Below are 22,821 nucleotides of genomic sequence, written 5' to 3' on the forward strand. Positions count from 1 at the left end.
TCCGGGGTCACAGGTCCCTGCGGCGCACGGCCAGCACCATGACGATCACCGCGGCCACCGGCCACGCCGCGAACACGATCCACGCCTCCGTGACCGTTGCCGCGTACTTGACCGGCGGGTGGACCACCGCGGGGTTGTCGATGAGGGCGTTCCACGCGCTGACCGGCATCGTGTTGCCGAGCTCCTTCACCCACCGGTACGTGTCGCCCTGGAGGAAGGCGGGCACCAGGATCAGCGTCACGAGGGTCGTGACGATGCTGCCCGTGGCGTGCCGGACGAGTGCCCCGACGGCCATGCCCACGAGCGCGCTCAGCGGTACGAGCAGCGCGGACGCCGCGACGCCGCGCAACGCGCCCGGGTCGCCGATCGAAAGACCCCCGTGCTCCCGCAGGACCGCCTGCGTCACGCCGAACGAGACGACGGAGACGAACGTGCCGAGCGCGGCCATCACCACCGTCATGACGACCGCCTTGGCCAGCATCACCGCACGCCGGTCGGGGACGGCCGTGAACGTCGTACGGATCAGACCGCTGGTGTACTCGCCGAAGACCGCGAGAGCGCCCACGCTGCCCGCGACGACCATGAGGATCTGCCAGGCGGGGTCGACGAACGCGGTGGACAGCACGTCGAACCGCATCCGCGGGTCCATCCGCGCGGGCGGGTCCTGTTGCGAGAGCCAGTCGAGGTTGGTCACCGCCGAGTTCACGTTGATCCCGATGACCGCCAGCGCGCCGGCCGCGAGGACCCAGTAGGTGGAGCGCAACGACCACAGCTTGATCCACTCGGCGGCGACGAGGTGGCGGAAACGGGCCCGGGGTTCGGTGGCCCCGGTGACTTCGGCGGCGGAGGAAGGGGCGGTGGTCGTCATCGGGCATCTCCCGCGAGGTATTCGACGCTGTCGGCGGTGAGTTCCATGAACGCCTCCTCCAAGGAGGCGGCACTTGTGGCGAGTTCGTGGAGCCGCACCTCGTGCCGGAAGGCGAGTTCACCGATGCGGGCCGCGGGCAGGCCGGTGACGGTGAGCGTGTCGTCGACCGTCTCCACCGACGCGCCCTCGGCGCTCAGGGCTTCCGTCAGCTTGTGGGGGTCCGGCGTTCGCACCGTCACGCTCAGCCGCGTGCCCCGCGCCGCGAAGTCGGCGACGCTCTCCGCCGCGATCAACTCGCCCCGGCCGATGACGACGAGCTGGTCGGCGGTGTTCTCCATCTCGGACATGAGGTGACTGGAAACGAAGACCGTGCGGCCCTCGGCGGCGAGGCGACGGAAGAGCCCGCGCACCCACAACACACCCTCCGGATCAAGGCCGTTGAGGGGCTCGTCGAAGAGCAGCACCGGCGGGTCGCCGAGCAGCGCGGTGGCGATCCCGAGACGCTGGCGCATGCCGAGGGAGAAGCCGCCCACGCGCCGCCCCGCCACCTCGGTGAGGCCGACCTCGCGCAGCACATCGGCCACCCGGCCCCGGGGGATGCCGTTGGCGTGGGCCAGCGCACGCAGATGGGCGCGGGCCGTGCGGCCGCCGTGCACGTCGCCCGCGTCGAGCAGCGCGCCGACATGACGCAGGCCGCGCGGCCGGGACGCGAAGGCACGGCCGTCGATGGTGGCGGTGCCGCCGCTGGGACCCACCAGGCCGAGCAGCATCCGCAACGTCGTGGTCTTCCCCGCCCCGTTCGGGCCGAGGAACCCGGTGACCTGGCCGGGGCGCACGGTGAAGCTCAGGCTGTTGACGGCGGTGGCGCCGCCGTACCGCTTGGTCAGCTCGTTGACTTCGATCATGTGCTCCACGGTGCCGTGGGCCGGGACCGCCCGGCATCGGGCCGTCGGCCACATCCGCGGCGGCGCCCACCGCCCACGGGCGTACGACCGCAGGCCAATACCCCCGCGCGGGGCTGCCGCATACGATCGGCGCATGGACGTCACACCAGGTCAGCCGCTGCCCGCGCCGGGCAGGAGCAAAGGGCGCGGCAGGCTCACGCGCCGCCCGTTGTGGCCGGCCGTGCGCACGGGTCTTGCCTGGACCGGGGCCGCCCTCTTCCCGGCCGTCACGTACGTCACGTTCTCCGACGGGCAGCAGGGCTTCGACCTCCTGATGGTCCTCGCGTCGGTCCTGCTCGCCGCCGTGGTCGCCTCGCTGCTGCGGCGCAGACCGCTGCCCGCCCTGACCTTGCTGCTCCTGGGCGGGGTCACGGCCACGATGGAGATGCGCACGACGGAGGTCAGCTACCTCCAGGCCCTGGCGGGGGTCTGCGCCGTCGGCTATCTCGCGGCCACCCGTCCGCGCCGCACGTCGGTCATCGCCGCCCTCCTGGCGTTCACTGCACAGATGGGCAGCCTCTTCGGCTTCCCGGTCGACAACAACTGCCTTCCCCCGTACGGGACCCGCCCGGACGCAACCGGTCGGTACGAGACCCTCCCGTACGGGATGGATCACTGCGCGATCCCCGTATGGGCCGACGACCGAGCTCAGACCGCCGTGTTCGTCGCCGTCCTCCTCATCGCCGCCTGGATGGCGGGCAGTTCGGCCCGCGAACGCCGCATCCACGCCGAAGCCCTGCGTGCCCAGACCACGGCCCGCGCCATCACCGCAGAACGGCTGCGCATCGCACGGGAGTTGCACGACATGATCGCGCACAGCATCGGGGTCATCGCCATCCAGGCGGGCGTGGGCAGCCGGGTCATCGACACCCAGCCGGCGGAGGCCCGCAACGCGCTCAGCACCATCGAGGCCACCAGCAGGGAGACCCTCGCGGGGCTGCGCAGGACGCTGGTGGCGCTGCGCAGATCCGAGCCGGAGCCAGGCGCCGCCGACGGGGCCGCGGACCGGGCCCTCGCCGGTGACTCGTCCGCGCCGCCCCGTGACCCCGCCCCGGGGCTCGCCGACGTCGACCGCCTCGCCGCGGCGGCGCGGGACGCCGGGGTCCGGGCGGAGATACGCAGGGTGGGGGAGTGCGGGCCGCTGCCGGCCGACATCGACCTGGCCGCGTTCCGCATCCTCCAGGAGGCCCTCACCAATGTCGTACGGCACGCGGGAACGGACACCTGCCGGGTGACCGTCGAGCGGAGGGAGGGCGAACTGTCCCTCGCGATCGAGGACGACGGCCGCGGTGGCCTGCCCGCCGGCACCGGGTTCGGCCTCGTCGGCATGCGTGAGCGAGTCGCCCTGCTGCACGGCCGGTTCACCGCGGGGCCGCGTCCCGAGGGCGGCTTCCGGGTGACGGCGCTGCTGCCCCTGCCTTCGGCGGAGGCCCGATGACCGCCCCCGCCGTCCGGGTCGTCCTCGCCGACGATCAGCCCCTCGTCCGCGCGGGCCTGCGCGTCCTGATGGCCGACACCCCCGGCATCGAGGTCGTGGGGGAGGCGGGGACGGGCGCCGAAGCGGTCCAACTGGCCCGCGACATACGCCCCGACGTCGTCGTGATGGACATCCGCATGCCCGGCATGGACGGCATCGAGGCGACTCGCCGGATCACAGCGGAGGTGGGGGCGACGCGCGTCCTGGTCCTCACCACCTTCGATGACGACGACTACGTGTACGGAGCGCTGCGCGCGGGCGCGAGCGGGTTCCTGGTCAAGGACATGGCCCTCGAGGACATCCTGGCGGCGATCCAGGTGGTGGCCGCGGGGGACGGCCTGATCGCGCCGAGCGTCACCCGGCGCCTCATCGCTGAGTTCGCGGCGCGGCCCGTCCAGGAGCGGCGGGCGCGGCGGACTGTCGACGGCATCACCGACCGCGAGTGCGAGGTGCTGACGCTGGTCGGCCGTGGTCTGTCGAACGCGGAGATCGCGGCCGAACTCTTCATCACCGTGGCCACGGTGAAGGCCCATGTGGCGCGGCTATTCGCCAAGCTGGACTCCCGCGACCGGGTCCAACTGGTGATCATCGCGTACGAGGTGGGGCTGGTCTCGCCGCCGCGGTGACTGTTTCCGGGTGACCGCGCCAGTGTCTGCTGGAAGTTTTGCCGACGCGCAACTTCACACTTTTACTACTCGCCCGTAATTTGTCGTGTGCACGGCATCCTCGTGATCCGGATCACAGGGCTCACCCATCGCAACTCCCTTGAGCCGCAAGGAGATCACACGATGCTGCCCTGGAGACGAGCGCTCAGCGCGTTCACCGCCGCCCTCCTCATGACGCTTCTCGTGACGGGACTGCTCACCCTCACCCCCACCGCGGCGTCCGCCGCGCCCGCCGCCACCTCGCGCGGCTGGAACGACTACGACTGCCGGCCGTCCGCCGCACACCCCCGCCCCGTGGTCCTCGTCCACGGCACCTTCGGCAACTCCATCGACAACTGGCTCGTCCTCGCGCCCTACTTGGTGAAGCGCGGCTACTGCGTCTACTCCCTCGACTACGGCCAGCTGCCCGGTGTGCCGTTCTTCAACGGGCTCGGGCCGATCGACAAGTCGGCCGAGCAGCTCGACGGCTTCGTCGACAAGGTGCTCGCCTCGACGGGCGCGGCCGAGGCGGACCTCGTGGGCCACTCGCAGGGCGGCATGATGCCCCGCCACTACCTGAAGTTCCTCGGCGGCGCGGCGAAGGTCAACGCCCTGATCGGCCTCGCGCCCGACAACCACGGCACCACCCTGCTCGGCCTGACCAGGCTGCTGCCCTACTTCCCCGGCATCGAGGACCTGCTCACCACCAAGACCCCGAGTCTCGCCGACCAAGTGGCGGGGTCCCCGTTCCTGACCAAGCTCAACGAAGGCGGCGACACCGTCCCCGGCGTGCGCTACACCGTCATCGCCACCAAGTACGACGAGGTCGTCACCCCGTACCGCTCGCAGTTCCTGAACGGCCCCGGCGTACGCAACGTGACCGTCCAGGACCTGTGCCCCGTCGACGTGTCCGAGCACGTGGCGATCGGGATACTCGACCGCGTGGCGCACCACGAGGTCGCGAACGCGCTCGACCCGGCGCACGCGACGCCGAGCACCTGCTTCTCCTGAACGAGAGCCGCCGCTGACCGAGGTCAGCGGCGGCTCACAGCACGTTCTCAGAGGTCAGCGGCCGTGGCGCGCCGTGCGACGGCGGGCCGTGCCGAACATGGCCGCGGCGCCGACGGCGAGGGCGGCGGCGCCGCCGATCGCGATGTACGGGGTGGTGCTGTCGCCGCCGGTCTCGGCGAGGTTCTCGTCGGTGGCGGCGGCGGGCTTCGCGGCGCCGCCGTTCACCTCGGGCTCGTTGGCGGCGGTGTCGTCACCCGCGGCCGTGTCGTCACCCGCCGCCGGGGCGGCCTCGGAGGCCTCGGCACCCGTCTTGGCGTCGCCGTCACCGTGGCCGTTGTGCTCGACGGTCGACTTCTCGGCGCCCGCGGCGATGTCCTTCTCGGAGGGCGCGGAGGCGGTCGGGGCCGGAGCCGCGGCCCCGCTGCCGCCGCTGTCCTTGCCGAAGACGACGTCGGAGCAGGTGTAGAAGGCCTCGGGGGAGTCCGAGCGCTGCCAGACCGAGTAGATCAGGTGGCGGCCCGACTTGGCCGGGACCTTGCCGTCGAAGACGTAGTCGCCGTTCTCCATCTTCGGGTCGGCGACGTCGACGAACGGCTTCTCCTCCAGGTCCGACCACTTCAGGGGCTTGGTCGGGTCGTACGAGTCCTTCGTGATGTACAGCTCGAAGGAACCCTTGTGCGGGGCGGTGCCCTTGTAGTGGAAGGTGTGGTTGCCGCCGGACATCTTGCTGGACGGCCAGTCGGCGCGCGGCAGGTCGAGGCCCTTGTACTTGTCGTTGCCCGCGCTGCACAGCTTGCCGTCGGGGATGATCTCCTTCGACTTGCCGGCGGCGTTGGCGATGTTCACGCCGTTCCAGTCGTAGAAGGCCTGCGCGCCACTCGCGGCCACAGCGGCCTTGCAGGCGGCCGACTTCGGAGCCTCGGGGCCCTCCTGGAAGCACGCGGAGACACGGCTCACCGGGTCCGTCATCGAACCGTGCGCGGCGGCCGGGGCGGCCGACAGGGCGGTCAGGGCGAGCGGGGCGATGCCGACGGCGGCGATCGCGGCGACCTTGCGGCGTGCGGTCATGAGTGGTTCTCCTCAGCGGCGGTTCTGGGGGGTGGGGGACACGAGCCGGTTGCGAACGGCCGGTGCCGCCCCCCGATCACGTGCGGCGCCGACGGTTCGTAACCGGCCCGGCGACGAGAAAGCTAGCCGCTGAAATCCCCGAATTCGCCTGCTGGGAGGGGTGATGGCGATCTTTATGGTCGACTTAAGGGAGCCCTCAGACTCCGCTCAGGTCGTGCCCGAATTGCCCCGGCGGGAGCCCGCCCGGCCGACTGCTAGCGGATCCACCGGTACCGCCGCTCCGGCCGCCCCGTCCCCCCGTACCGAAGCGTCACCTCCACGCGGCCCGTGTCCGCGAAGAACTCCAGGTAGCGGCGTGCGCTCACCCGGGAGAGAGTGCCCTCCTGTGCGCACTCCGAGGCCGAGAGGCCCCCCGGATGGCCCCGCAGCGTCTGCTCCACCAGGTCCGCGGTGTGCGCCGCCAGGCCCTTGGGGAGTTCGCGGGAGCCGGGCGGGCGGGTGCCGAAGATCTGGTCGACGTCCTCCTGGCGTGCCTCGTCGAGGCCGTCGAGGCGCGCCCGCACCGCCGCCACGTGCAGCAACTGCTCCCGCAGCGCAGCCTGGTTGAACGGCTTGATCAGGTAGTGCAGGGCCCCGGCCCGCAGCGCCGCCCGCACGATCTCCGCGTCCCGCGCCGCCGTGATGAACAGCGCGTCGAGCGGCTGCCGGTCCCGGTCGCGTTCCTCGACGGCCCGCAACTCCCGTAGCACCGCGATGCCGTCCATGTCGGGCAGATAGATGTCGAGGAGCACGAGATCGGGGCGCAGCCGCTCCACCGCGGCCAGCGCCTCCGCGCCGCTGTGCGCCACTCCCACCACCGAGAATCCGTCCACCGCGGACACATAACGGCTGTGCAGTTTGGCGACCATGAAGTCGTCGTCCACGACCAGCACCCTTGTCATCGCCGCAGGCTATGGGCGCGACCACAACGACCACAACGTCCGTTGATTCCGGAAGAGAGACAGCTTCTTAACGCGCAGGCAACATGTGGGCCACCTCACAGGAATCCCCGTCCCCGCGGACGGCGGCCGGGTTCCCTCCCCCCCACGGGGAGCCCGGCCGCACCAACTCCCCGTACCGACCAGGTACCCGACTACGTACCGACAGGTGGTGGCACACGTGCGTCTGCGCACACCCCTTGCCCTGCTCGGGGCCGCGCTGCTCGTGCTCGCAGGGCCGCCGCTGCTCTCCACGGGCAGCGGCACCGAGACCGGCACACAGATCCCCGGCCTGCGCCTCATGGTCCCCAACACGCCGGGCGGCGGTTACGACATCACCGCCCGCACCGCGGCGAAGAACGCCGAGGACGCCGGACTCACCCACAACATCGAGGTGTTCAACCTGCCCGGCGCCGGCGGCACCGTCGGCCTCAGCCGCCTCGTCGGCGAGCACGGCAACGGCAAGCTCGCGATGTCCATGGGCCTCGGAGTCGTGGGCGCCGCCCGCTCCAACGACTCGCCCAAGACCCTCGCCGACACCACCCCGATCGCCCGCCTCACCGAGGAGCCGGACGTCGTCGTGGTCGCCAAGGACTCCCCGTACAAGGACATCAAGCAGCTCGTCGCGGCCTGGAAGAAGAACCCGGGCAAGCTCCCCGTCGGCGGCGGCTCGTCCCCCGGCGGCCCCGACCACCTCGCCCCGATGCTGATGGCGCGCGCCGCCGGGATCGACCCGAAGAAGGTCAACTACGTCCCCTTCGACGGCGGCGGGGAACTCCTCGCCTCGATCCTCGGCAAGAAGGTCGCCTTCGGCGTCTCCGGCGTCGGCGAATACCTGGACCAGATCAAGTCGGGCGAGCTGCGGCTCCTCGCCACCACCGGACCCAAGCGGGCCAAGGGTCTCGACGGGCCGACCCTCAAGGAGTCCGGCTACGACGTGAACTTCACCAACTGGCGCGGCATCGTCGCCCCGCCCGGCCTCTCCGACGCCGAACGCAAGAAGCTCACCGGCCTGGTCAGAAAGCTGCACGACTCTCCCCAGTGGCGCAAGTCCCTCAAGACCAACGGCTGGGACGACGCCTTCCTCACCGGCGACAAGTTCGGCGACTTCCTGGCCGCCCAGGACAAGAGCGTGGTGTCCGTGCTGAAGGAGCTGGGACTGTGACGACCTCGACCACCGAAACCCCGCCCGGGGAGCACGGCGGGCGCGGCGGCAGCCGCCGCGCCTGGCTGCGCGAGCACTCCGAACTCGGCGTGTGCGTCATGCTGCTCGCCCTCGGCGCCCTCGTCCTCACCGACGCCCTCACCATGGACGTCGAGATCGCCCAACGCGGCCCCATCGGCCCCAAGACCGTTCCGATCGCCGTCGGCATCGGCCTCCTCGTCGTCGCCGTCATCCTCGCCATCGACGTCCTGCGCGGCGGCCGCGGCGAGGCCGAGGGCGGCGAGGACATCGACCTGTCCGAACCCGCCGACTGGCGCACCGTGCTGCTCCTCGCCGGAGTCTTCCTCGGCGCCGCCGTCCTCATCGAACCGCTCGGCTTCCCCGTCGCGGGCGCGCTGCTCTTCTGGGGCGCCGCGTACGCGCTGGGCAGCCGTCACCTGGACCGCGATCCGCTCATCGCGGCAGGGCTCTCCCTCCTCACGTACGTCGTCTTCAACAACCTGCTCGGGGTGCCGCTCCCCGGCGGACCGCTGATGGGAGTGCTGTGACATGAACGCCTTCAACTCCCTGATGGACGGCTTCGGCACGGCCCTCACCCCCATGAACCTGCTCTGGGCCGCCGTCGGCGTCCTCCTGGGCACCGCCATCGGCGTCCTGCCCGGCATCGGCCCCGCGATGGCGGTGGCACTCCTGCTCCCCGTGACGTACGGCCTGGAGCCGACCGGCGCGTTCATCATGTTCGCCGGCATCTACTACGGGGCGATGTTCGGCGGCTCGACGACCTCGATCCTGCTGAACACACCGGGTGAGAGCGCGGCGGTGGTGGCCGCCATGGAAGGCAACCCGATGGCCAAGTCCGGCCGGGGCGCGCAAGCGCTCGCGGCCGCCGCCATCGGGCACTTCGCGGGCGGCATCATCGGCACGATCCTCCTGGTGGCCCTCGCACCGAAGGTCGCGGAACTCGCGGTCGACATCGGGGCGCCCGACTACTTCGCCATCATGGTCCTCGCGTTCATCGCCGTGACGTCGGTGCTCGGCTCGTCCCGCGTACGAGGACTGGCGTCCCTCCTCATCGGCCTCACCCTCGGTCTGGTCGGCCTCGACCAGATGACCGGACAGCAGCGCCTGACCTTCGGTTCGCTCCAACTCGCCGACGGAATCGACGTGGTGATCGTCGCGGTCGGCCTCTTCGCGATCGGCGAGGCACTGTGGGTCGCGGCCCATCTGCGGCGCACCAGCGGCGAGGCGATCCCGGTCGGCCGCCCCTGGCTGGGCAAGGCGGACGTGAAGCGCACCTGGAAGTCCTGGCTGCGCGGCCCGCTCATCGGTTTCCCGTTCGGCGCGATCCCCGCCGGCGGCGCGGAGATCCCCACCTTCCTCTCGTACGTCACCGAGAAGCGCCTGTCCAAGCACAAGGACGAGTGGGGCAAGGGCGCGATCGAGGGGGTGGCGGGCCCCGAGTCGGCGTCCTCGGCGTCGGCCGCGGGCACCTTGGTCTCCATGCTGACGCTTGGCCTGCCCACGACGGCCGTGGCCGCCGTGATGCTGGCCGCCTTCCAGCAGTACGGCATCCAGCCGGGCCCCCTCCTCTTCGAGCGCGAGCCCGACCTGGTCTGGGGCCTGATCGCGTCCCTCTTCGTGGGCATGGTCCTGCTCCTGGCCCTGAACCTGCCGCTGGCCCCGGTCTGGGCCAAGCTGCTTCGCATCCCGAGGCCGTACCTCTACGCGGGCATCCTCTTCTTCGCAGCGGTGGGCGCGTACGCGGTCGGCGGCGAGGCCCTCGACCTGGTGATCCTGCTGATCATCGGCCTGATCGGCTTCGGCATGCGGCGCTACGGACTGCCCGTCCTGCCCGCGGTCATCGGCGTCATCCTCGGCCCCAACGCCGAGCAACAGCTGCGCCGCGCCCTGCAGATCAGCGACGGCAGTGTGAGCGGCCTGGTCGACACGCCCTTCTCGATCACGGTGTACGTGATCATCGCGCTGATCGTGCTCTGGCCGCTCCTGAAGAAACTGCTGGTGCGGGGCAGGAGCACTGACGTAGACGTAAAGGCATGACACGGAAGACAACCACGGGCATCCGCCCCGCCACCGCCGCCGACGTCCCCGCCGTGCAGGCGGTGACGGACGCGGCGTACCACCCCTACATCGAGCGCATCGGTGTCGTGCCCGTCCCCATGGAGGCGGACCACGCGGCGGAGGTGGCGGCGGGGCGGGTGTTCGTCACCGGGGACCCGGTGGTCGTGGGCGTCCTGGTCCTCGTCGCGCACGAGGACCATCTCTTCCTGGACAGCATCGCGGTCCACCCCGAGGCGGCGGGCCAAGGGGTGGGCCGCCGCCTGCTCGCCTTCGTGGACGAGCGGGCGCGGTCACTGGGACTGCCGGAGGTCCGGCTCTACACGAACGCGCTGATGTGGGAGAACCAGAGGATCTACCCTCGATACGGCTACGAGATGGTGGAGCGCAAGGTGGACGGGCCGTACGACCGCTACCACTACCGGAAGCGGCTCTAGCTCGCTTCCGTGCCCCCGGGTCTCACCCGTCCGGCCACCAGGTCCGCTGGATGTCCTTGCGGACCTCGGTGCGCTCGCGAGGACGCTCCCGCTCCTCGGACTTCTCCCGGATCTGTCGATTGGTGGGCTTCCCGACGGTCTTGTGCACGGTCACACGGCGCATGGCTGCCTCCCTGTACTACCGATGTCCAAGGTGGGACGTCTGTAGACCTCTGCCGGGAGGGTTTCTCATCGAAGACGGATTGTCAGTGGCCGGTGTCACCATCGCCGGATGACGACCGACCGGGACGAAACCCCGCCCGCACCCCGCCGCCACCAGGAAGTGGTGGACGTCCACCTGCTCCTCCGGCGCGGCGACGAGGTGCTCCTGGCCCGCCGCGCCAACACCGGATACGGGGACGGGCTGTACAACCTCCCGTCCGGTCACGTCGAGCCCGGTGAGGATGTCCGCACGGCGCTGATCCGCGAGGCCCACGAGGAGATCGGCCTGACCCTCGCCCCCGCGGACATCACCGCCGAACTGGTCCTCCAGCACCGAGGCCCCGGCGAGGAACCCCGCATCGGCTGGTTCTTCGAGGCGGTGTACGGCGCGGGCGGCGAGCCCTTCAACGCCGAGCCCGACAAGTGCACGGACCTGAGCTGGTACCCGATCGCCGCGCTGCCGGACGACATGGTGGCGTACTGCAGGGCGGCACTGGAGGCATGGCGGGCAGGAGAACGGTTCGCCCTGCACTGGCAGGAGGAGGGGGACGCGGTGCGGTTCGAGAGGGGCGGGGCCGTGCGGTTGGTGGCTCTTGCCCCACCGGCCCGGGGCTGAGGTCAATGCGGGGAGAGCGGGCCTCCGCCGCGGGCCAGGTGTTCCAGGGTGTCCAGGGCCGCCAGGGCCGCGGATGCCGCCTCGGGGTCGGTCGTCGTGAGGTTGCTTTCCCTGAACTCGTCCTCGTCCAGGCGGAGGATCGTGCTGCCGTCCGCCGAGCACCAGAGGTCCAGGTCCAGGTCTTCCACCGTGAGGGTGGCGCCGTTGCGTACCGCGGGGCGGGTCACGTCGCAGTACCAGCCCTTCAGGACGCCCGTGGACGTGCGGACCTCCTTCACGGCGTACCAGCGGTCACGCCAGTAGTGCTCCGTGAAGACGTCGCCCGGCTCGAAGCGTACGAAGCCGAAGTCCCGTACGCCGGCGGCCGCCCACGGCGCGCGGACCGTCACCACGGTGCCGTCGTCGGAGACGACCTCCGCCGGGTAGCGGATCTTCGTGCGGCCCGCCTTGAGCAGAACGACCTCCACCGGGTCAGCCGAGGTCTCGGACATGGCGTACCTCCGTCGCGCAGATCTCGTAGCCGAACCACTTGTTGATCGCCAGCATGGGCTCGTTGCCCGCGTCGTTTCCCGTGAACGCCTCCGTGTATCCGGCAACCCGCGCCCGGTGCAGGGAGTCGTTCTTGGCGAGCTTGGCGAGGCCGCGCCCCCGGTACGCGCGTCCCGTGCCGGTCATGCCGCTCGCATAGCGCGACGCGTCGTCAGTGCGGGCCAGGGTGAACGCGGCCGGGCGGCCGTCCACCACCGCCACCGTGGTCAGCTCGCGGTTCACCAGGGGGTGGTTCCAGGTCTCCGCGAGCCAGTGCCCGTAATCCGTGAACTCCGCGGCCACATCGCTCGGTTCGTCCGCCACGGTCTCAGCATCAAGATCGAAGAGGGCGCGCGGGTCGTCCCCGAACGACGCCCCCGTACGCAACTCGACCCCGTCCGGCGGCTCTTGGCGCGGCGGCAATGGGCCATCGGCCAGGTCGAGGCGCAGGAAGTGCGCCGAGCGGCTCGCGCGGTAGCCGCGCGCGGCGGCGAAGGCGAGGTTCGCGGGCTCGTCGAGCACCCAGGAGAAGACCGTGGTGGCCCCCTGGTCGGCCAGGTGGTCCTCCGCCGTCCGCAGGATCAGCGAGCCCGCGCCGAGCCCGCGCCGCTCGGGCAGCACGTAGACGTTGGCGAAGCCCTGGCCCGGCTCGGGGCTGTCGTGGGCGATGCCCACCTGCGCCGTGCCGATGATCTCCCCGTCGGTCTCGGCGACCAACTGGCGGTAACGGGCGGCGGGATGGGCGTGGGCCAGGTCGAACCGGACGGAATCGGCGGTGGCGAGCATCGCGGGCACGCAGGCGCGGCGTACGACGGCGAACGCCTCGGCGTCCGGCGTGTCACCGGGGCGCAGGGCGCGGACTAGGACGGTCATGGGGCCGCACGCTACGCGCGGTGCGCCTCGCGGTGCCTCTCATTTTCCGGGGGTGCGGGACAATCGCCGCGTGACTCTGAAGATCGAGATCGATGGTGGCGGCGCCGGTGCGAGCGGCGTGCCCTCCTACGAACAGGTGCGGGCCCAGATCGCCGAGCAGGCGCGGGGCGGGACCCTGCCGGTGGGGTACAAGTTGCCGACCGTGCGGGGCCTCGCCCAGGACCTCGGGCTCGCCGCCAATACGGTGGCCAAGGCGTATCGGGCGCTGGAGGCGGACGGGGTGATCGAGACGCGGGGGCGGCACGGGACGTTCGTCGCCGCCGCGGGCGACGCGGCCGCCCGGGAGGCTTCGGCCGCCGCCCAGGCCTTCGCCGAGCGGGCGCGAAGGCTGGGGCTCTCCGAGGATGCCGCGCTCGCCGCCGCGCGGGATGCGTTGCGTGCTGCTTACGGGGACTCGGGGTGAACCTCTGACCGCCACGAAAACAGCTGTCAGAGGTAGAGCCCCGCATCCGCCCCCTCGCGAGGGTCGGGCACCGACGTAGGTGACGTGCCGCGGCGCAAGGCGTACAGCTCCGCCAGCGTCGCGCCCTCGCGGGAGACCCCCTCCTCCGTGCCGAGCCAGTCGACCGACTCGGCGCGGGTCAGGCCGCCGACCTCGATCCGGGCGAGGCACCGGCCGGGGCGGACCACCGCCGGGTGGAGCCGCTCCAGGTCCTCATTGGTCGTGACGCCGACCAGGACGTTGCGGCCCTGCCCGAGCAGCCCGTCCGTCAGGTTCAGGAGCCGCGACAGCGCCTGCCCCGCCGTGTGCTTCGCCTCCCCGCGGATCAGCTCGTCGCAGTCCTCGAGGAGCAGCAGCCGCCAGCGGCCCTTGGCCGTGCCGTCGTCCTCGCCGATCGCGATGTCCATCAGATAGCCGACGTCACTGAACAGCCGCTCCGGGTCCAGGACGCAGTCCACCTGGCACCAGTCCCGCCAGGACCGCGCGAGGGTCCGCAGCGCCGACGTCTTGCCCGTGCCCGGCGGGCCGTGCAGGAGCAGGAGGCGGCCCGAGATGTCCTCGGGGGTCGTCTTCATCAGGGAGTCCATGGCCTCGGCGACCGGCGCGGTGTAGTTCTCCCGCACCTCCTCCCAGGTGCCGGCGGCGATCTGCCGCGTGGTGCGGTGCGGGCCGCGCCTGGGCGAGACGTACCAGAACCCCATGGTCACGTTGTCCGGCTGCGGCTCCGGCTCGTCCTGCGCGCCGTCCGTCGCCTGCTTCAGGACCTTCTGCGCGAGGTCGGCGCTCGTCGCCGTCACCGTGACGTCCGCGCCGCGGTTCCAGCGCGAGACCAGGAGCGTCCAGCCGTCACCCTCGGCCAGCGTCGCGCTGCGGTCGTCGTCGCGGGCCGCGCGCAGCACCGTCGCATCCGGCGGGAGCAGCGTGCAGCCGGACTTGACGCGGTCGATGTTGGAGCTGTGCGAGAAGGGCTGCTCGCCGGTGGCGAAACGGCCGAGGAAAAGGGCGTCCACGACGTCCGACGGAGAGTCGCTGTCGTCGACGTTGAGCCGGATCGGCAGGGTGTCCTGAGGGTTCGCAGACATGCCGCCATGATCCGGCACACAAGTGCCCTCGTGCATCCCGGTTTACGCACTCCACCGCGCTCCGCCGCACTCCCGCCGCACCCCCACCGCGCTCCGTCGTACCACGATCGGTTGCGAACCGGTGGTGCGGAACCTGTCCTACCACCAACTGCCGCCGTTACTGTTGTCCTTGATGGGACGTCATGGGTGGAATTCGGGGGCACAGCGGTGGCGGCTCACCGCGCTGCTCGCAGTTGGTCTGGTCGCACTGGCCCTGGTCCTGACCGTCATCACCACGCTTCCCGATGACGGCAAAAGCACCGAGGGCACCACACGCGACGGCGACAAGGTGCACGGCACCCCCGCCGTCCCGCCGGGTGACGCGGAGCCGGCCGTCGGCTGGGGCTTCACCCACACCCAGTACAGCGCGGACGAGGGCGGCGCCGCGGCCACGGAGCGTGCCGAGGAACTGCTCGCGGGCCAACCGCGCCCGCTGCCGCAGATCCAGCACATCATGGGCTGGGGCGCGAGCAACCCCGAGCCGGTCAAGGGGCGTTACGACTTCGAGGAGATGGACCGGCGGATGGACTTCATCCGCGCCACCGACGGCACGCCGGTCGTCACCCTGTGCTGCGCCCCGGACTGGATGAAGGGCGGCGAGCCCGGCGCGGACAACACCGACTGGAGCCAGCAGGCCCTGGAGACCGCCCCGGAGCGCGCCCACTACAAGGACTTCGCGAAGCTCGCGGCGACGGTCGCCAAACGCTATCCGGACGTACGGCACTTCATCGTCTGGAACGAATTCAAGGGCTTCTGGAACAACGAGGAGGCCCGCTGGGACTACGAGGGCTACACCGAGCTCTACAACCTGGTCTACAAGGAGCTCAAGAAGGTCAACGAGGACATCATGGTCGGCGGCCCCTACCTCGTCATGGACAGCGTCGACCCGCGCCAGACCGAGGGCGCCTCGAAGGAGGTCAAGGGCCCCTGGGGCCGCATGGACCAGCGGGTGCTCGACGCCTTCGACCACTGGAACAAGAACAAGGCGGGCGCGGACTTCGTCGTCGTGGACGGCTCCAGCTACACCGTGGACGACGAGATGATCCCCGACGAGTTCAAGGCCACCGACAAGCTCACGGCGGTCGGCGAGTGGGTGCGGGAGCGCACCGGGGATCTGCCCCTGTGGTGGGCCGAGTACTACGTGGAACCGGGCGACAGCGAGGACAACCGCGACGACTGGTCCGAGCCGCACCGCGTCGCCGTCCACGCCTCGGGGCTGATGGCGATGGCCCGCGGCGGCGCGAGCAGCGGCTTCTACTGGAACCCGCAGAAGAGGGGCGAATCCTGCGCGGGCTGCCTGTGGCGCTCCACCGAACTGGACGACGGCGGCACGGAGTTGCCGATGCTGAAGATGCTCGCCCGGTTCAGCGACGCGTTCCCGCCCGGCACGCGGTACGAGAAGGTTTCGGTCGCCCCCGACGACGTACCGAACGTGCGTGTCCTCGCCGACAAGCAGACCGTGCTCGTCGTGAACACCCTCGACCGCCCGATCGACGCGAAGGTCGACGGCAAACGGTTCGGGATGAAGGGGTACGAGGTGAAGTGGCTGAAGCGGTGATCCATTTCAGCCGCACACTCCCCGCCGCGAGGCGCGTCACGCCATCGTCAGGAACCGCTGGACCAGCGAGGCGAGCAGCACCGCGAGCAACGGCAGCGAGAACCAGAAGCTGCTCTGCAGCCAGCGCAGTTGCCGCACGCTCGGCGCCACCGCCACCCGCACGATCTCCCGTGTGACGAGCAGCAGGACCACGGCGATCGCCGCGAGGGCGCCGATCACCGACCACGGGGTCCACGTCACCTGGGGGCCGACCGGGCCCGGCTCGGCTTTGTCGACCTTGCCGTTCGGCTGCTTGCGCAGCGTGTAGAGGGTCGCGTCGTCGTTGGCGAAGACCTTCTTCAGCTCCTGGCGGTTGTCGAGGTTCCTGATCAGCCGCGTGTCCCAGGTGCCGGAGTAGCCCACGTCCATCTGGAGATAGACCGTCTGGCTCTTGTTGATCATCAGATACGAGTGGGGGCCCGCGTCCTTGAGGGCCTTGACCAGGCCGGACACCAGGACCGGGTCGGCCGGGGCGAGGGTCGGGACGTACTGGACCTTCTCCATGTCCCGTGCGCCCCACGGCATCGCGGGCGTCACGTTGTTGAGGGTGTCGTCGCTCATCCACAGCAGCCGCACCGTCGGGTCGTCGTGCTCGTACACGTACTCCATCGCGGCGACCTCGCCGGCCCGGGTCCGCTCGAACGGTTCGTTGCCCCAGCGCGCGACCAGGAAGCCGCCCATCAGGACGAGACCCGCGAGGAGCGCGGCCAGGGGTGCCAGACTCACCCGGTCGCGGTCCCGCTCCTTCGCGGTGATGCCCGCGCGCGGGAAGAACGCGAGACCGGCGAGGAGCGCGGCACCCGGCAGCGCGAACATGAAGACCCGCAGGGCCATCTCGCCGCCGTACGACTGCATGCCGAAGCCCAGGAACGGGACGAAGGTCAGGACGAGCAGCGAGCGTTCCGTGTACTTGTGGTCGCGCCGCCGCCACCAGCCCCAGCAGGCGAACGCCATGACACCGCCGGCCAGCGCCACGCGGGCGTACAGCACGAGCTGATGGGTCGAACTGCCGCCCTCGATGCGTCCGGACACCGACGACGACACGTTGCCGCCGACGCCGCCGATCCCGCCGAACAGCTCGTCGAAGTGCCCCGACCAGTACGGCTCCGCGAGGAACCCGATCCAGACGGCGACGAGGACCGCGAAGAGGATCGGCAGGCCGCGCAGCTCCGAGCGGCCCACCATGACGAGCACGGCAAGGACGCCGAGCATCACGAACGGCGTGAGCTGGTGCGCCGGGACCGTCGCCGCGAACAGCGCGATCAGGACCACCAGCAGCACCGCGCGCTGCCGCCGGTCGGCGGGTTCGACCTCCAGCTCGCCCGGTCGCCGCTTGGCCCACAGCACGTGCGGCGCGCGGAACCACACGAGGAGCACCGCGACGAACACCAGATAGAGCAGATACGTGAAGCCCTGCGGGGAGAAGTAGTCCTGGCCGACCCAGCCGCTCAGCGCGAAGATCCACAGACCGGCCCACTTGGCGCGCCAGGACGCCCGCATGGAGCGTACGAGCAGGAACATGGGTGCCAGGTAGAGCAGTTGCATGGCCAGCGGCCACCAGCGGATCACCTCGGTCATGTCCGAGACGCCGCACGCCTTCGCCACGAACGTGGCCGCGGCGAAGAACCCGGGCCAGCTCCAGCGCGCGTCCAGGTCGGGCACCGCGGACCCGGTCCTGTCGATGTACTCCATGAAGCCCAGGTGCTGCCAGGCCGTCGCGAACCGCGGCTCGTCCTCCAGGACGGCGGGCAGCGCGTGCAGGCACACCACCGTGGCGAGCAGAGTCACCAGGAGCAGGGCCCGGTGCGGCCGTTCCGCCCAGAGCAGCGAGGCGAAGGCGACGACGAGCAGCGCGGCCCCCAGCAGGGTCGCCGTGGGCAGCACCGAGATGAGCCCGAGCCCGCCCATCGTGTCCAGATCGGCCTCGGTGATGTCCAGGGCGGGCAGCCAGTAGAGGGCGAGCGCGAGGGCGAGGAACAGCGCCATGAAGACGGTGCGGCGGCGGGGGAGCGGCTCGGGTTCGCCGACGGGCTCGGGCGGTGCCCCGCTCGTGCGCACGGCCGTGGCCGGCTCTTCGGCGGGCGGTGTCACGGCGACGGACACCGAGGAGGGCATCGGCGACGGCCGCGCGGGGGCGTCCCCGTCATCGGTACCGGCAGCGGTCCCGGCCTCGTCCTCGGGTTCAGGTGACTTCAGCGGTGTTCTCAGTGCCCAGGTCGGCCGGTGCTCCATGTCGTCCCCCTCGTCCCCCGTGCCCACGGGCTTCCCGGCCCCGGGCCTTCCCGCGGCGGCCCTCGTGACAACGGGCGTCCCTGCGGCGGGGGTCCCCGGCCCCGGCCGCATGTCGGGCCTGCGCTCCGGATGCTCGAAGTCGGGCTGCACGGCCAGTTGCAGCGTGTCCGAGTCGAGCGACTCGCGCAGCGCCCAGGCGGGCCCGCGCCGCTCCTTCTTCCGCTCCGCCTCCTCGGCGGCGGGCACCGGCGCGTCCCCGGGCGCGCCCAGGTCCGCGAGGTCACCGTCCGGCGCCCCTCCGTCGTCCGGCGAGGACGGCCCGGCCCCCCGCGCCACCCGGTACAGCTTCGGCGCCGCGATCGCCACGATCACCGCGAGGCTGCAGATCTCCGCGACGCCCGCCCCGGTCAGCCCCATCCGCGGCAGCAGAAGCAGCGTCAGGCCGAGCACCAGGAAGCACAGCAGGCCCTGCATCCAGGCGATCCCGGACGTACGGCTCTGCGCGCGCTGCACCGCGAAGTACGTCTCCATGACGACCCGCAGCGCCGCGCCCACCGCGAACCACCGCAGCAGCGGCGTCGCCGCGTCCGCGTACTCCTGGCCGAAGACCCCCAGGACGTAGGGCGCGCCGATGAACAGCAGACCGCAGACCGGCAGCATGATGCGGGCCATGCGGCGCAGCGCGGCCCGGGTGTTCGCCGCGAGCCGCGCCGGGTCGTGCGCGCCCTCGACGGTCAGCGAGGCGCCCATGTTGATGGCCAGCAGATTGACCGTGCCGCCGATCGTGGTGGTGATGTAGAAGTACGCGTTGTCGACCGAGCTGACCTGCGAGGCGACGATCACCGGCACGAGATAGACCACGGCGAGCGAGAAGAGCGAGCCCGTGTAGTCGCCGGCCAGGAAGCGGCCCATCTCGCGCAGTGTGGGCGGCTTGGTCTTGTCCTGCGTCGCCTTCACGTGCCGTGGCACGAGCCGGCGGAACACCAGCCAGCCGAGCGGGACGACCGACATGGCGATCGCGGCGACCCACGAGACGAAGACGCCCGCCGTCGGGATCGCCGCGGCCACCGCGATGAGCAGCCCCAGCTTGACGACCGAGAAGATCGTGTTGCCGACCGGCACCCACAGCGCGCTGCGCAGCCCCGTGAGCACCCCGTCCTGGAGGGTGAGCAGCGACCAGGCGATCACCGCGGCGATGAAGCCGAGGCCGTTCAGCGGGCCGTGCAGGAACTTGTACGACGGTCCCCACAGGTCGAGCGTGAACAGGAAGATCAGCGCGGCACACGCGACGACCACCGAACTGCCCGCGTACGTACGGAAGATCAGCCTGCCGGTGGCGCGCCCCGCGATGGGGATGAAGCGGGCGAGTGCCCCCGTCAGGGTGAGGGCGGTGAGACCCGCCAGGAGTTTCATGGCGGCGATCGCCGCCGAGCCCTGGCCGACCGCCGACTCGGAGTAGTACCGGGCGGCGGCCAGCCAGAAGCCGACGCCGAGCACGCCGGAGATGCCGGTGTTCAGCATCAGCGCGTAGGCGTTGCGGAACAGCGGACTCCCGCCGCCGGAGCCACCGGAGCCGCCCGCACCGCCCGAGCCGCCGAACAGGCGCAGCCTGCGCGGCCTGCCCGACTTGCCGGACGTCGGCTGCTGTTCGATGCCGGTGGTCCCAGAGACGTCTGCCTGGGCGGTCGACGTGTCAGACACGGGTACGAGTTGCCTTCCGGCGGGCCTGTCGTGCTCTGCGGACCACGGCGTACCCCTTGGTGTGGGCACGGTCCCTTGCGAAGTTGAGGGCGACCGAACGGCCCTCGACGAGCCGCGCGAACTCCTCGATGCCGGTGGAGCGGCGCACGGTCACCCGCTGCAGGGCGTACGGCCCCTGGGTGCGCCGCGCGAGGCCGTTGCCGACCGCGAGCGACTGGGAGAACCCGGCACCGCGCACCGTGTTGCGCACCCGGCGACTCGAGTAACCGTACGGGTAGGCGAAGGAGGCGGGCCGGGTGCCGAGTTCGTCGGTGACGATCTCCCTGCAGCGCAGCAGCTCGGACCAGAGGTCGTCGTCGTCCAGCTGGTCGAGCTGCGGGTGCGTGTGGCTGTGCCCGCCGATCTCCGTGCCCGCCGCGGCCAGTTGGCGCACCTGGTCCCAGTCGAGCATCACGTCGAGCCCGCCCCCGGTGTCGTGCGCCCCGCGCAGCCAGCCCGTGGAGACGAAGAGCGTAGAGGCGAAGCCGTGCTTGGCGAGCACGGGCAGCGCGTGCCGGTGCACGCCCTCGTATCCGTCGTCGAAGGTGATCAGGACCGGTCTCGCGGGCAGCGCGCGGCCGGGAGTACGCCAGATCGCGCCGAGCCCGGCCGTGGTCAGCGGCGTGAACCCCCGCTCGCCGAGCAGTTCGAGCTGCTCGGCGAACGCCTCCGGAGAGACCGACAACTCCCGTGTCTCCAGCGTCGGTTCGTGCGCGATCGAGTGATACATGAGTATCGGCACGGGTGCGTTCATGGCGGCCCCCCTCGGCCGATCGGTGCCGTGCTCATGCCGCAGCCCCCTCACCGTCCGCGTCCGTCCCGATCTCCACGACCGAGAAGGAGGCGCCTGCCCCGCGCGCGCGGACACTGCCGAGGACGTACCCCCCGGCCGCCGTGACCACGCCCGCCACGATGGCCCCCGCGCGGCCCGCGCCGCCGGGGCGGGCCAGGAGCGCGTCCCGCAGCCCGCGCGCGACACCGGCCGGCAGGACGCGCGTGGCGTACCGCCGCTCGGACTCCAGGCCCTTCTCCGCGCCGACACTACGGGCGACGAGCGCCTTGGACAGGCCCTCCGCGTAGGTCCGCGTGCGGAAGTACCGGAAGCGTTCCCGTGCCGCCGGGACGCGGTGGTGGATCACCGCGCGGTCGTCGATGAGCAGGATCGCGTCCGGCCTCGCGCGGGTGAGCCGGATGCACAGCTCCGTCTCCTCGCAGCCCAGCGGACGCTTGTCGCCGTCGCGCCCGATGCCGGTCGCGAAGCCGCCCGCCGCCTCGAAGGCGCTGCGGCGGAAGGAGGCGTTGCCGCCCAGGACGTTGCGCACCCGCACGCGTCCCTCGGGCAGTCCCTTGTACGTACAGCCGACGACCCAGTCGAACTCCTCGGGGAACCAGGCGGGCCTGCGCCGGGACTCCCAGATCGGCATGGTGCGCCCGCCCACCGCGAAGACCTTCGGGTCGGCGTACCCCTCGGCGAAGTGGCGCAGCCAGTCCCGCTCCGCGACGGCGTCGTCGTCGAGGAACGCGATGATCTCGCCGCCGGACGCGGCGATCCCGGTGTTGCGGCCCGCGGAGAGGCCGCGGGGGCCCGCGTTCGCGAGCACCCGCACCCCTTCGGTCTCCTTGTACTCCTTGCCGAGGCGCTCCAGGAGCGAGGCGTTGTGATCCACCACGAGAAGCGTCTCGAGCGCCGCCAGGGACTGCGCCCGCACCGAGGCGACCGCCGCGAGGATGTCCTCCCAGCGGTCCTCGGTGTAGACGCAGATGACGACGGAGATACCCGCCACCGTGCCTCCCCCGTGGTGGTGGGGAGCGCTCAAGACACCTCTCCCTGACGCGTGCGGAAGGGGACACCGCGGGTGCCGCGGCGCTGCCCGCGGCGGTTGGAGCGCTCCGTGAGGATCACCTTCAGGACGCGCAGACCGTCGCGCACGGCGCTGAGATTGCTGACGCCGTGGATGCGCAGATACTCGTGGCTGGGAATCTCCTGCACCTTGAGCCCGGCCTTGACCACCCGGATGTTCATCAGGGTCTCCACCTCGAAGCCCGTGCAGTCGAGCTCTATCTTGTCGAGGCAGTGCCGCCAGAAGGCGTTGTAGCCGTAGCAGAGGTCGGTGTAGCGGGCGCCGAACTTGGCGTTCACGACGGAGCACAGGACGTGGTTGCCGAGCTTGCGGATCGGTGTCATGTCGTCCGTGGCGCCGCCGTTGGCGAAGCGTGAGCCCTTGGCGAAGTCCGCGCCCGAGACGAGGGCGGAGACATAACTGACGATCTCGTGTCCGTCGGCCGAGCCGTCCGCGTCGACCATCACGATGATGTCGCCGGTGCACGCCTCGAATCCGGTGATCAGGGCGTCGCCCTTGCCTTTGCCGAGTTGTCTCACGACCTTCACGTCCGGCCACAGTTCGCGTGCGACCGCCACGGTGTCATCGGTGGAATTCCCGTCCACCAGTACGACCTCGTGGACCCAGTCGGGGAGTGTCTTGAAAACGTAGGGAAGATTCTCCGCCTCATTCATGGCGGGAATCACGACGCTCACCGGCGGAGTGATCGCCAGGTGTGAGGAAATCGGCCGGTAGTCGGCGGACAGCGTCGGCTTGTCTAACGGGTCCGGACCCGGCTCGGTGGCCGGGCGCACAACAGAACTCATGAGTCTGATCCCTCTCGTCCGGTGGACCGCCCACCCCCGGGCGGTCCGGCTTTGTATCCGGTTCGAAAGGGGGGTTGTCACTTGCGCATGACGAAAT

General features: G+C 71.1%; 22 protein-coding genes. 10 read left to right on the top strand and 12 right to left on the bottom strand.

All coding sequences use genetic code 11. The features are described from left to right. Window positions 1–7: 7 nt before the first annotated feature. The gene (locus ACWD02_RS22410; RefSeq protein ID WP_451213563.1) at window positions 8–868 is read right to left on the bottom strand and encodes an ABC transporter permease; all 861 of its coding nucleotides are present in this window, start codon (window positions 866–868) and stop codon (window positions 8–10) included. Further along, a complete protein-coding gene (locus tag ACWD02_RS22415) occupies window positions 865–1,773 on the bottom strand; it encodes an ATP-binding cassette domain-containing protein (RefSeq protein ID WP_451213566.1) in 909 nt (302 codons plus the stop codon). The genes ACWD02_RS22410 and ACWD02_RS22415 overlap by 4 nt, the downstream gene beginning before the upstream one ends. Before the next feature lie 133 nt (window positions 1,774–1,906). On the opposite strand from ACWD02_RS22415, the gene ACWD02_RS22420 reads away from it, so the two are divergent. From ACWD02_RS22420 to ACWD02_RS22430, 3 genes are all read left to right on the top strand, one after another. After that, window positions 1,907–3,250, top strand: a complete 1,344-nt coding sequence (locus ACWD02_RS22420) for a sensor histidine kinase (RefSeq protein ID WP_451213569.1) — start codon at window positions 1,907–1,909, stop codon at window positions 3,248–3,250. Beyond that, window positions 3,247–3,915: a response regulator gene (locus ACWD02_RS22425; protein ID WP_451213572.1), complete on the top strand. Its 669-nt coding sequence runs from the start codon at window positions 3,247–3,249 to the stop codon at window positions 3,913–3,915. Before ACWD02_RS22420 ends, ACWD02_RS22425 begins: the two co-directional genes overlap by 4 nt. Window positions 3,916–4,077: 162 nt before the next feature. Next, window positions 4,078–4,944, top strand: coding sequence for an esterase/lipase family protein (locus ACWD02_RS22430; protein WP_451213575.1), 867 nt, complete (start codon window positions 4,078–4,080; stop codon window positions 4,942–4,944). A 54-nt stretch (window positions 4,945–4,998) separates the two neighbouring features. On the opposite strand, the gene ACWD02_RS22435 is transcribed toward ACWD02_RS22430, so the two are convergent. Continuing rightward, a complete protein-coding gene (locus ACWD02_RS22435) occupies window positions 4,999–6,012 on the bottom strand; it encodes a lytic polysaccharide monooxygenase (protein WP_451213578.1) in 1,014 nt (337 codons plus the stop codon). Window positions 6,013–6,266: 254 nt separating this feature from the next. Further along, a complete protein-coding gene (locus tag ACWD02_RS22440; RefSeq protein ID WP_451213581.1) occupies window positions 6,267–6,953 on the bottom strand; it encodes a response regulator in 687 nt (228 codons plus the stop codon). 217 nt (window positions 6,954–7,170) lie between these two features. Here ACWD02_RS22440 and ACWD02_RS22445 point away from each other — a divergent pair, with 217 nt between their 5' ends. Genes ACWD02_RS22445 through ACWD02_RS22460 form a run of 4 tightly spaced genes read left to right on the top strand, consistent with a single transcriptional unit; the run spans window position 7,171 to window position 10,667 of the window. Next, window positions 7,171–8,154, top strand: coding sequence for a Bug family tripartite tricarboxylate transporter substrate binding protein (locus ACWD02_RS22445; protein ID WP_451214564.1), 984 nt, complete (start codon window positions 7,171–7,173; stop codon window positions 8,152–8,154). Continuing rightward, on the top strand, window positions 8,151–8,702 hold the full coding sequence (locus ACWD02_RS22450) for a tripartite tricarboxylate transporter TctB family protein (RefSeq protein ID WP_451213584.1): 552 nt from the start codon (window positions 8,151–8,153) through the stop codon (window positions 8,700–8,702). The genes ACWD02_RS22445 and ACWD02_RS22450 overlap by 4 nt, the downstream gene beginning before the upstream one ends. Window position 8,703: 1 nt before the next feature. Further along, entirely contained in the window at window positions 8,704–10,212 is a 1,509-nt protein-coding gene (locus ACWD02_RS22455; RefSeq protein ID WP_451213587.1) for a tripartite tricarboxylate transporter permease, read from the top strand. Beyond that, a complete protein-coding gene (locus ACWD02_RS22460; protein ID WP_451213590.1) occupies window positions 10,209–10,667 on the top strand; it encodes a GNAT family N-acetyltransferase in 459 nt (152 codons plus the stop codon). Before ACWD02_RS22455 ends, ACWD02_RS22460 begins: the two co-directional genes overlap by 4 nt. 22 nt (window positions 10,668–10,689) lie before the next feature. Here the strand turns inward: ACWD02_RS22460 and ACWD02_RS22465 are convergent, their stop codons facing one another. Continuing rightward, a complete protein-coding gene (locus ACWD02_RS22465) occupies window positions 10,690–10,830 on the bottom strand; it encodes a hypothetical protein (protein WP_451213593.1) in 141 nt (46 codons plus the stop codon). Window positions 10,831–10,938: 108 nt separating this feature from the next. Between ACWD02_RS22465 and ACWD02_RS22470 the strand changes: the two genes are divergently transcribed. Beyond that, entirely contained in the window at window positions 10,939–11,484 is a 546-nt protein-coding gene (locus tag ACWD02_RS22470; RefSeq protein ID WP_451213596.1) for an NUDIX hydrolase, read from the top strand. Window positions 11,485–11,486: 2 nt separating this feature from the next. Here ACWD02_RS22470 and ACWD02_RS22475 read toward each other — a convergent pair whose 3' ends face one another. Beyond that, window positions 11,487–11,975 carry a DUF402 domain-containing protein gene (locus ACWD02_RS22475; RefSeq protein ID WP_451213599.1) on the bottom strand — a complete coding sequence of 163 codons (489 nt, stop codon included), beginning with the start codon at window positions 11,973–11,975 and terminating at the stop codon, window positions 11,487–11,489. Then, window positions 11,956–12,885, bottom strand: coding sequence for an N-acetyltransferase family protein (locus ACWD02_RS22480; protein WP_451213601.1), 930 nt, complete (start codon window positions 12,883–12,885; stop codon window positions 11,956–11,958). Before ACWD02_RS22480 ends, ACWD02_RS22475 begins: the two co-directional genes overlap by 20 nt. A gap of 70 nt (window positions 12,886–12,955) precedes the next feature. On the opposite strand from ACWD02_RS22480, the gene ACWD02_RS22485 reads away from it, so the two are divergent. After that, complete coding sequence (locus ACWD02_RS22485) at window positions 12,956–13,348, top strand: GntR family transcriptional regulator (protein ID WP_451213604.1); 393 nt, start codon at window positions 12,956–12,958, stop codon at window positions 13,346–13,348. Window positions 13,349–13,374: 26 nt separating this feature from the next. On the opposite strand, the gene ACWD02_RS22490 is transcribed toward ACWD02_RS22485, so the two are convergent. Further along, window positions 13,375–14,469 carry a DUF5925 domain-containing protein gene (locus ACWD02_RS22490; RefSeq protein ID WP_451213607.1) on the bottom strand — a complete coding sequence of 365 codons (1,095 nt, stop codon included), beginning with the start codon at window positions 14,467–14,469 and terminating at the stop codon, window positions 13,375–13,377. Window positions 14,470–14,641: 172 nt separating this feature from the next. Between ACWD02_RS22490 and ACWD02_RS22495 the strand changes: the two genes are divergently transcribed. Next, window positions 14,642–16,066, top strand: a complete 1,425-nt coding sequence (locus ACWD02_RS22495; protein WP_451213610.1) for a GH39 family glycosyl hydrolase — start codon at window positions 14,642–14,644, stop codon at window positions 16,064–16,066. A gap of 36 nt (window positions 16,067–16,102) precedes the next feature. Here the strand turns inward: ACWD02_RS22495 and ACWD02_RS22500 are convergent, their stop codons facing one another. The 4 genes from ACWD02_RS22500 to ACWD02_RS22515 are packed head-to-tail and all read right to left on the bottom strand — an operon-like array spanning window position 16,103 to window position 22,724. Continuing rightward, complete coding sequence (locus ACWD02_RS22500; protein ID WP_451213613.1) at window positions 16,103–20,038, bottom strand: lipopolysaccharide biosynthesis protein; 3,936 nt, start codon at window positions 20,036–20,038, stop codon at window positions 16,103–16,105. Then, the gene (locus ACWD02_RS22505) at window positions 20,031–20,831 is read right to left on the bottom strand and encodes a polysaccharide deacetylase family protein (protein WP_451213616.1); all 801 of its coding nucleotides are present in this window, start codon (window positions 20,829–20,831) and stop codon (window positions 20,031–20,033) included. Before ACWD02_RS22505 ends, ACWD02_RS22500 begins: the two co-directional genes overlap by 8 nt. 31 nt (window positions 20,832–20,862) lie before the next feature. Continuing rightward, window positions 20,863–21,894 carry a glycosyltransferase family 2 protein gene (locus ACWD02_RS22510; protein ID WP_451213619.1) on the bottom strand — a complete coding sequence of 344 codons (1,032 nt, stop codon included), beginning with the start codon at window positions 21,892–21,894 and terminating at the stop codon, window positions 20,863–20,865. Beyond that, a complete protein-coding gene (locus ACWD02_RS22515) occupies window positions 21,891–22,724 on the bottom strand; it encodes a glycosyltransferase family 2 protein (RefSeq protein WP_451213621.1) in 834 nt (277 codons plus the stop codon). The genes ACWD02_RS22510 and ACWD02_RS22515 overlap by 4 nt, the downstream gene beginning before the upstream one ends. Window positions 22,725–22,821: the final 97 nt, after the last annotated feature.

The sequence above is a fragment of the Streptomyces sp. NPDC002853 genome (genome assembly GCF_053591915.1).

What these genes read in the sequence shown, in the direction of transcription:
- ACWD02_RS22460 (WP_451213590.1), top strand. Translation starts at nt 10,209, where the DNA reads ATGACACGGAAGACAACCACGGGCATCCGCCCCGCCACCGCCGCCGAC.
- ACWD02_RS22425 (WP_451213572.1), top strand. Translation starts at nt 3,247, where the DNA reads ATGACCGCCCCCGCCGTCCGGGTCGTCCTCGCCGACGATCAGCCCCTC.
- ACWD02_RS22495 (WP_451213610.1), top strand. Translation starts at nt 14,642, where the DNA reads ATGGGACGTCATGGGTGGAATTCGGGGGCACAGCGGTGGCGGCTCACC.
- ACWD02_RS22420 (WP_451213569.1), top strand. Translation starts at nt 1,907, where the DNA reads ATGGACGTCACACCAGGTCAGCCGCTGCCCGCGCCGGGCAGGAGCAAA.
- ACWD02_RS22505 (WP_451213616.1), bottom strand. Translation starts at nt 20,831, where the DNA reads ATGAACGCACCCGTGCCGATACTCATGTATCACTCGATCGCGCACGAA.
- ACWD02_RS22465 (WP_451213593.1), bottom strand. Translation starts at nt 10,830, where the DNA reads ATGCGCCGTGTGACCGTGCACAAGACCGTCGGGAAGCCCACCAATCGA.
- ACWD02_RS22430 (WP_451213575.1), top strand. Translation starts at nt 4,078, where the DNA reads ATGCTGCCCTGGAGACGAGCGCTCAGCGCGTTCACCGCCGCCCTCCTC.
- ACWD02_RS22490 (WP_451213607.1), bottom strand. Translation starts at nt 14,469, where the DNA reads ATGTCTGCGAACCCTCAGGACACCCTGCCGATCCGGCTCAACGTCGAC.
- ACWD02_RS22515 (WP_451213621.1), bottom strand. Translation starts at nt 22,724, where the DNA reads ATGAGTTCTGTTGTGCGCCCGGCCACCGAGCCGGGTCCGGACCCGTTA.
- ACWD02_RS22440 (WP_451213581.1), bottom strand. Translation starts at nt 6,953, where the DNA reads ATGACAAGGGTGCTGGTCGTGGACGACGACTTCATGGTCGCCAAACTG.
- ACWD02_RS22435 (WP_451213578.1), bottom strand. Translation starts at nt 6,012, where the DNA reads ATGACCGCACGCCGCAAGGTCGCCGCGATCGCCGCCGTCGGCATCGCC.
- ACWD02_RS22455 (WP_451213587.1), top strand. Translation starts at nt 8,704, where the DNA reads ATGAACGCCTTCAACTCCCTGATGGACGGCTTCGGCACGGCCCTCACC.
- ACWD02_RS22480 (WP_451213601.1), bottom strand. Translation starts at nt 12,885, where the DNA reads ATGACCGTCCTAGTCCGCGCCCTGCGCCCCGGTGACACGCCGGACGCC.
- ACWD02_RS22410 (WP_451213563.1), bottom strand. Translation starts at nt 868, where the DNA reads ATGACGACCACCGCCCCTTCCTCCGCCGCCGAAGTCACCGGGGCCACC.
- ACWD02_RS22470 (WP_451213596.1), top strand. Translation starts at nt 10,939, where the DNA reads ATGACGACCGACCGGGACGAAACCCCGCCCGCACCCCGCCGCCACCAG.
- ACWD02_RS22475 (WP_451213599.1), bottom strand. Translation starts at nt 11,975, where the DNA reads ATGTCCGAGACCTCGGCTGACCCGGTGGAGGTCGTTCTGCTCAAGGCG.
- ACWD02_RS22415 (WP_451213566.1), bottom strand. Translation starts at nt 1,773, where the DNA reads ATGATCGAAGTCAACGAGCTGACCAAGCGGTACGGCGGCGCCACCGCC.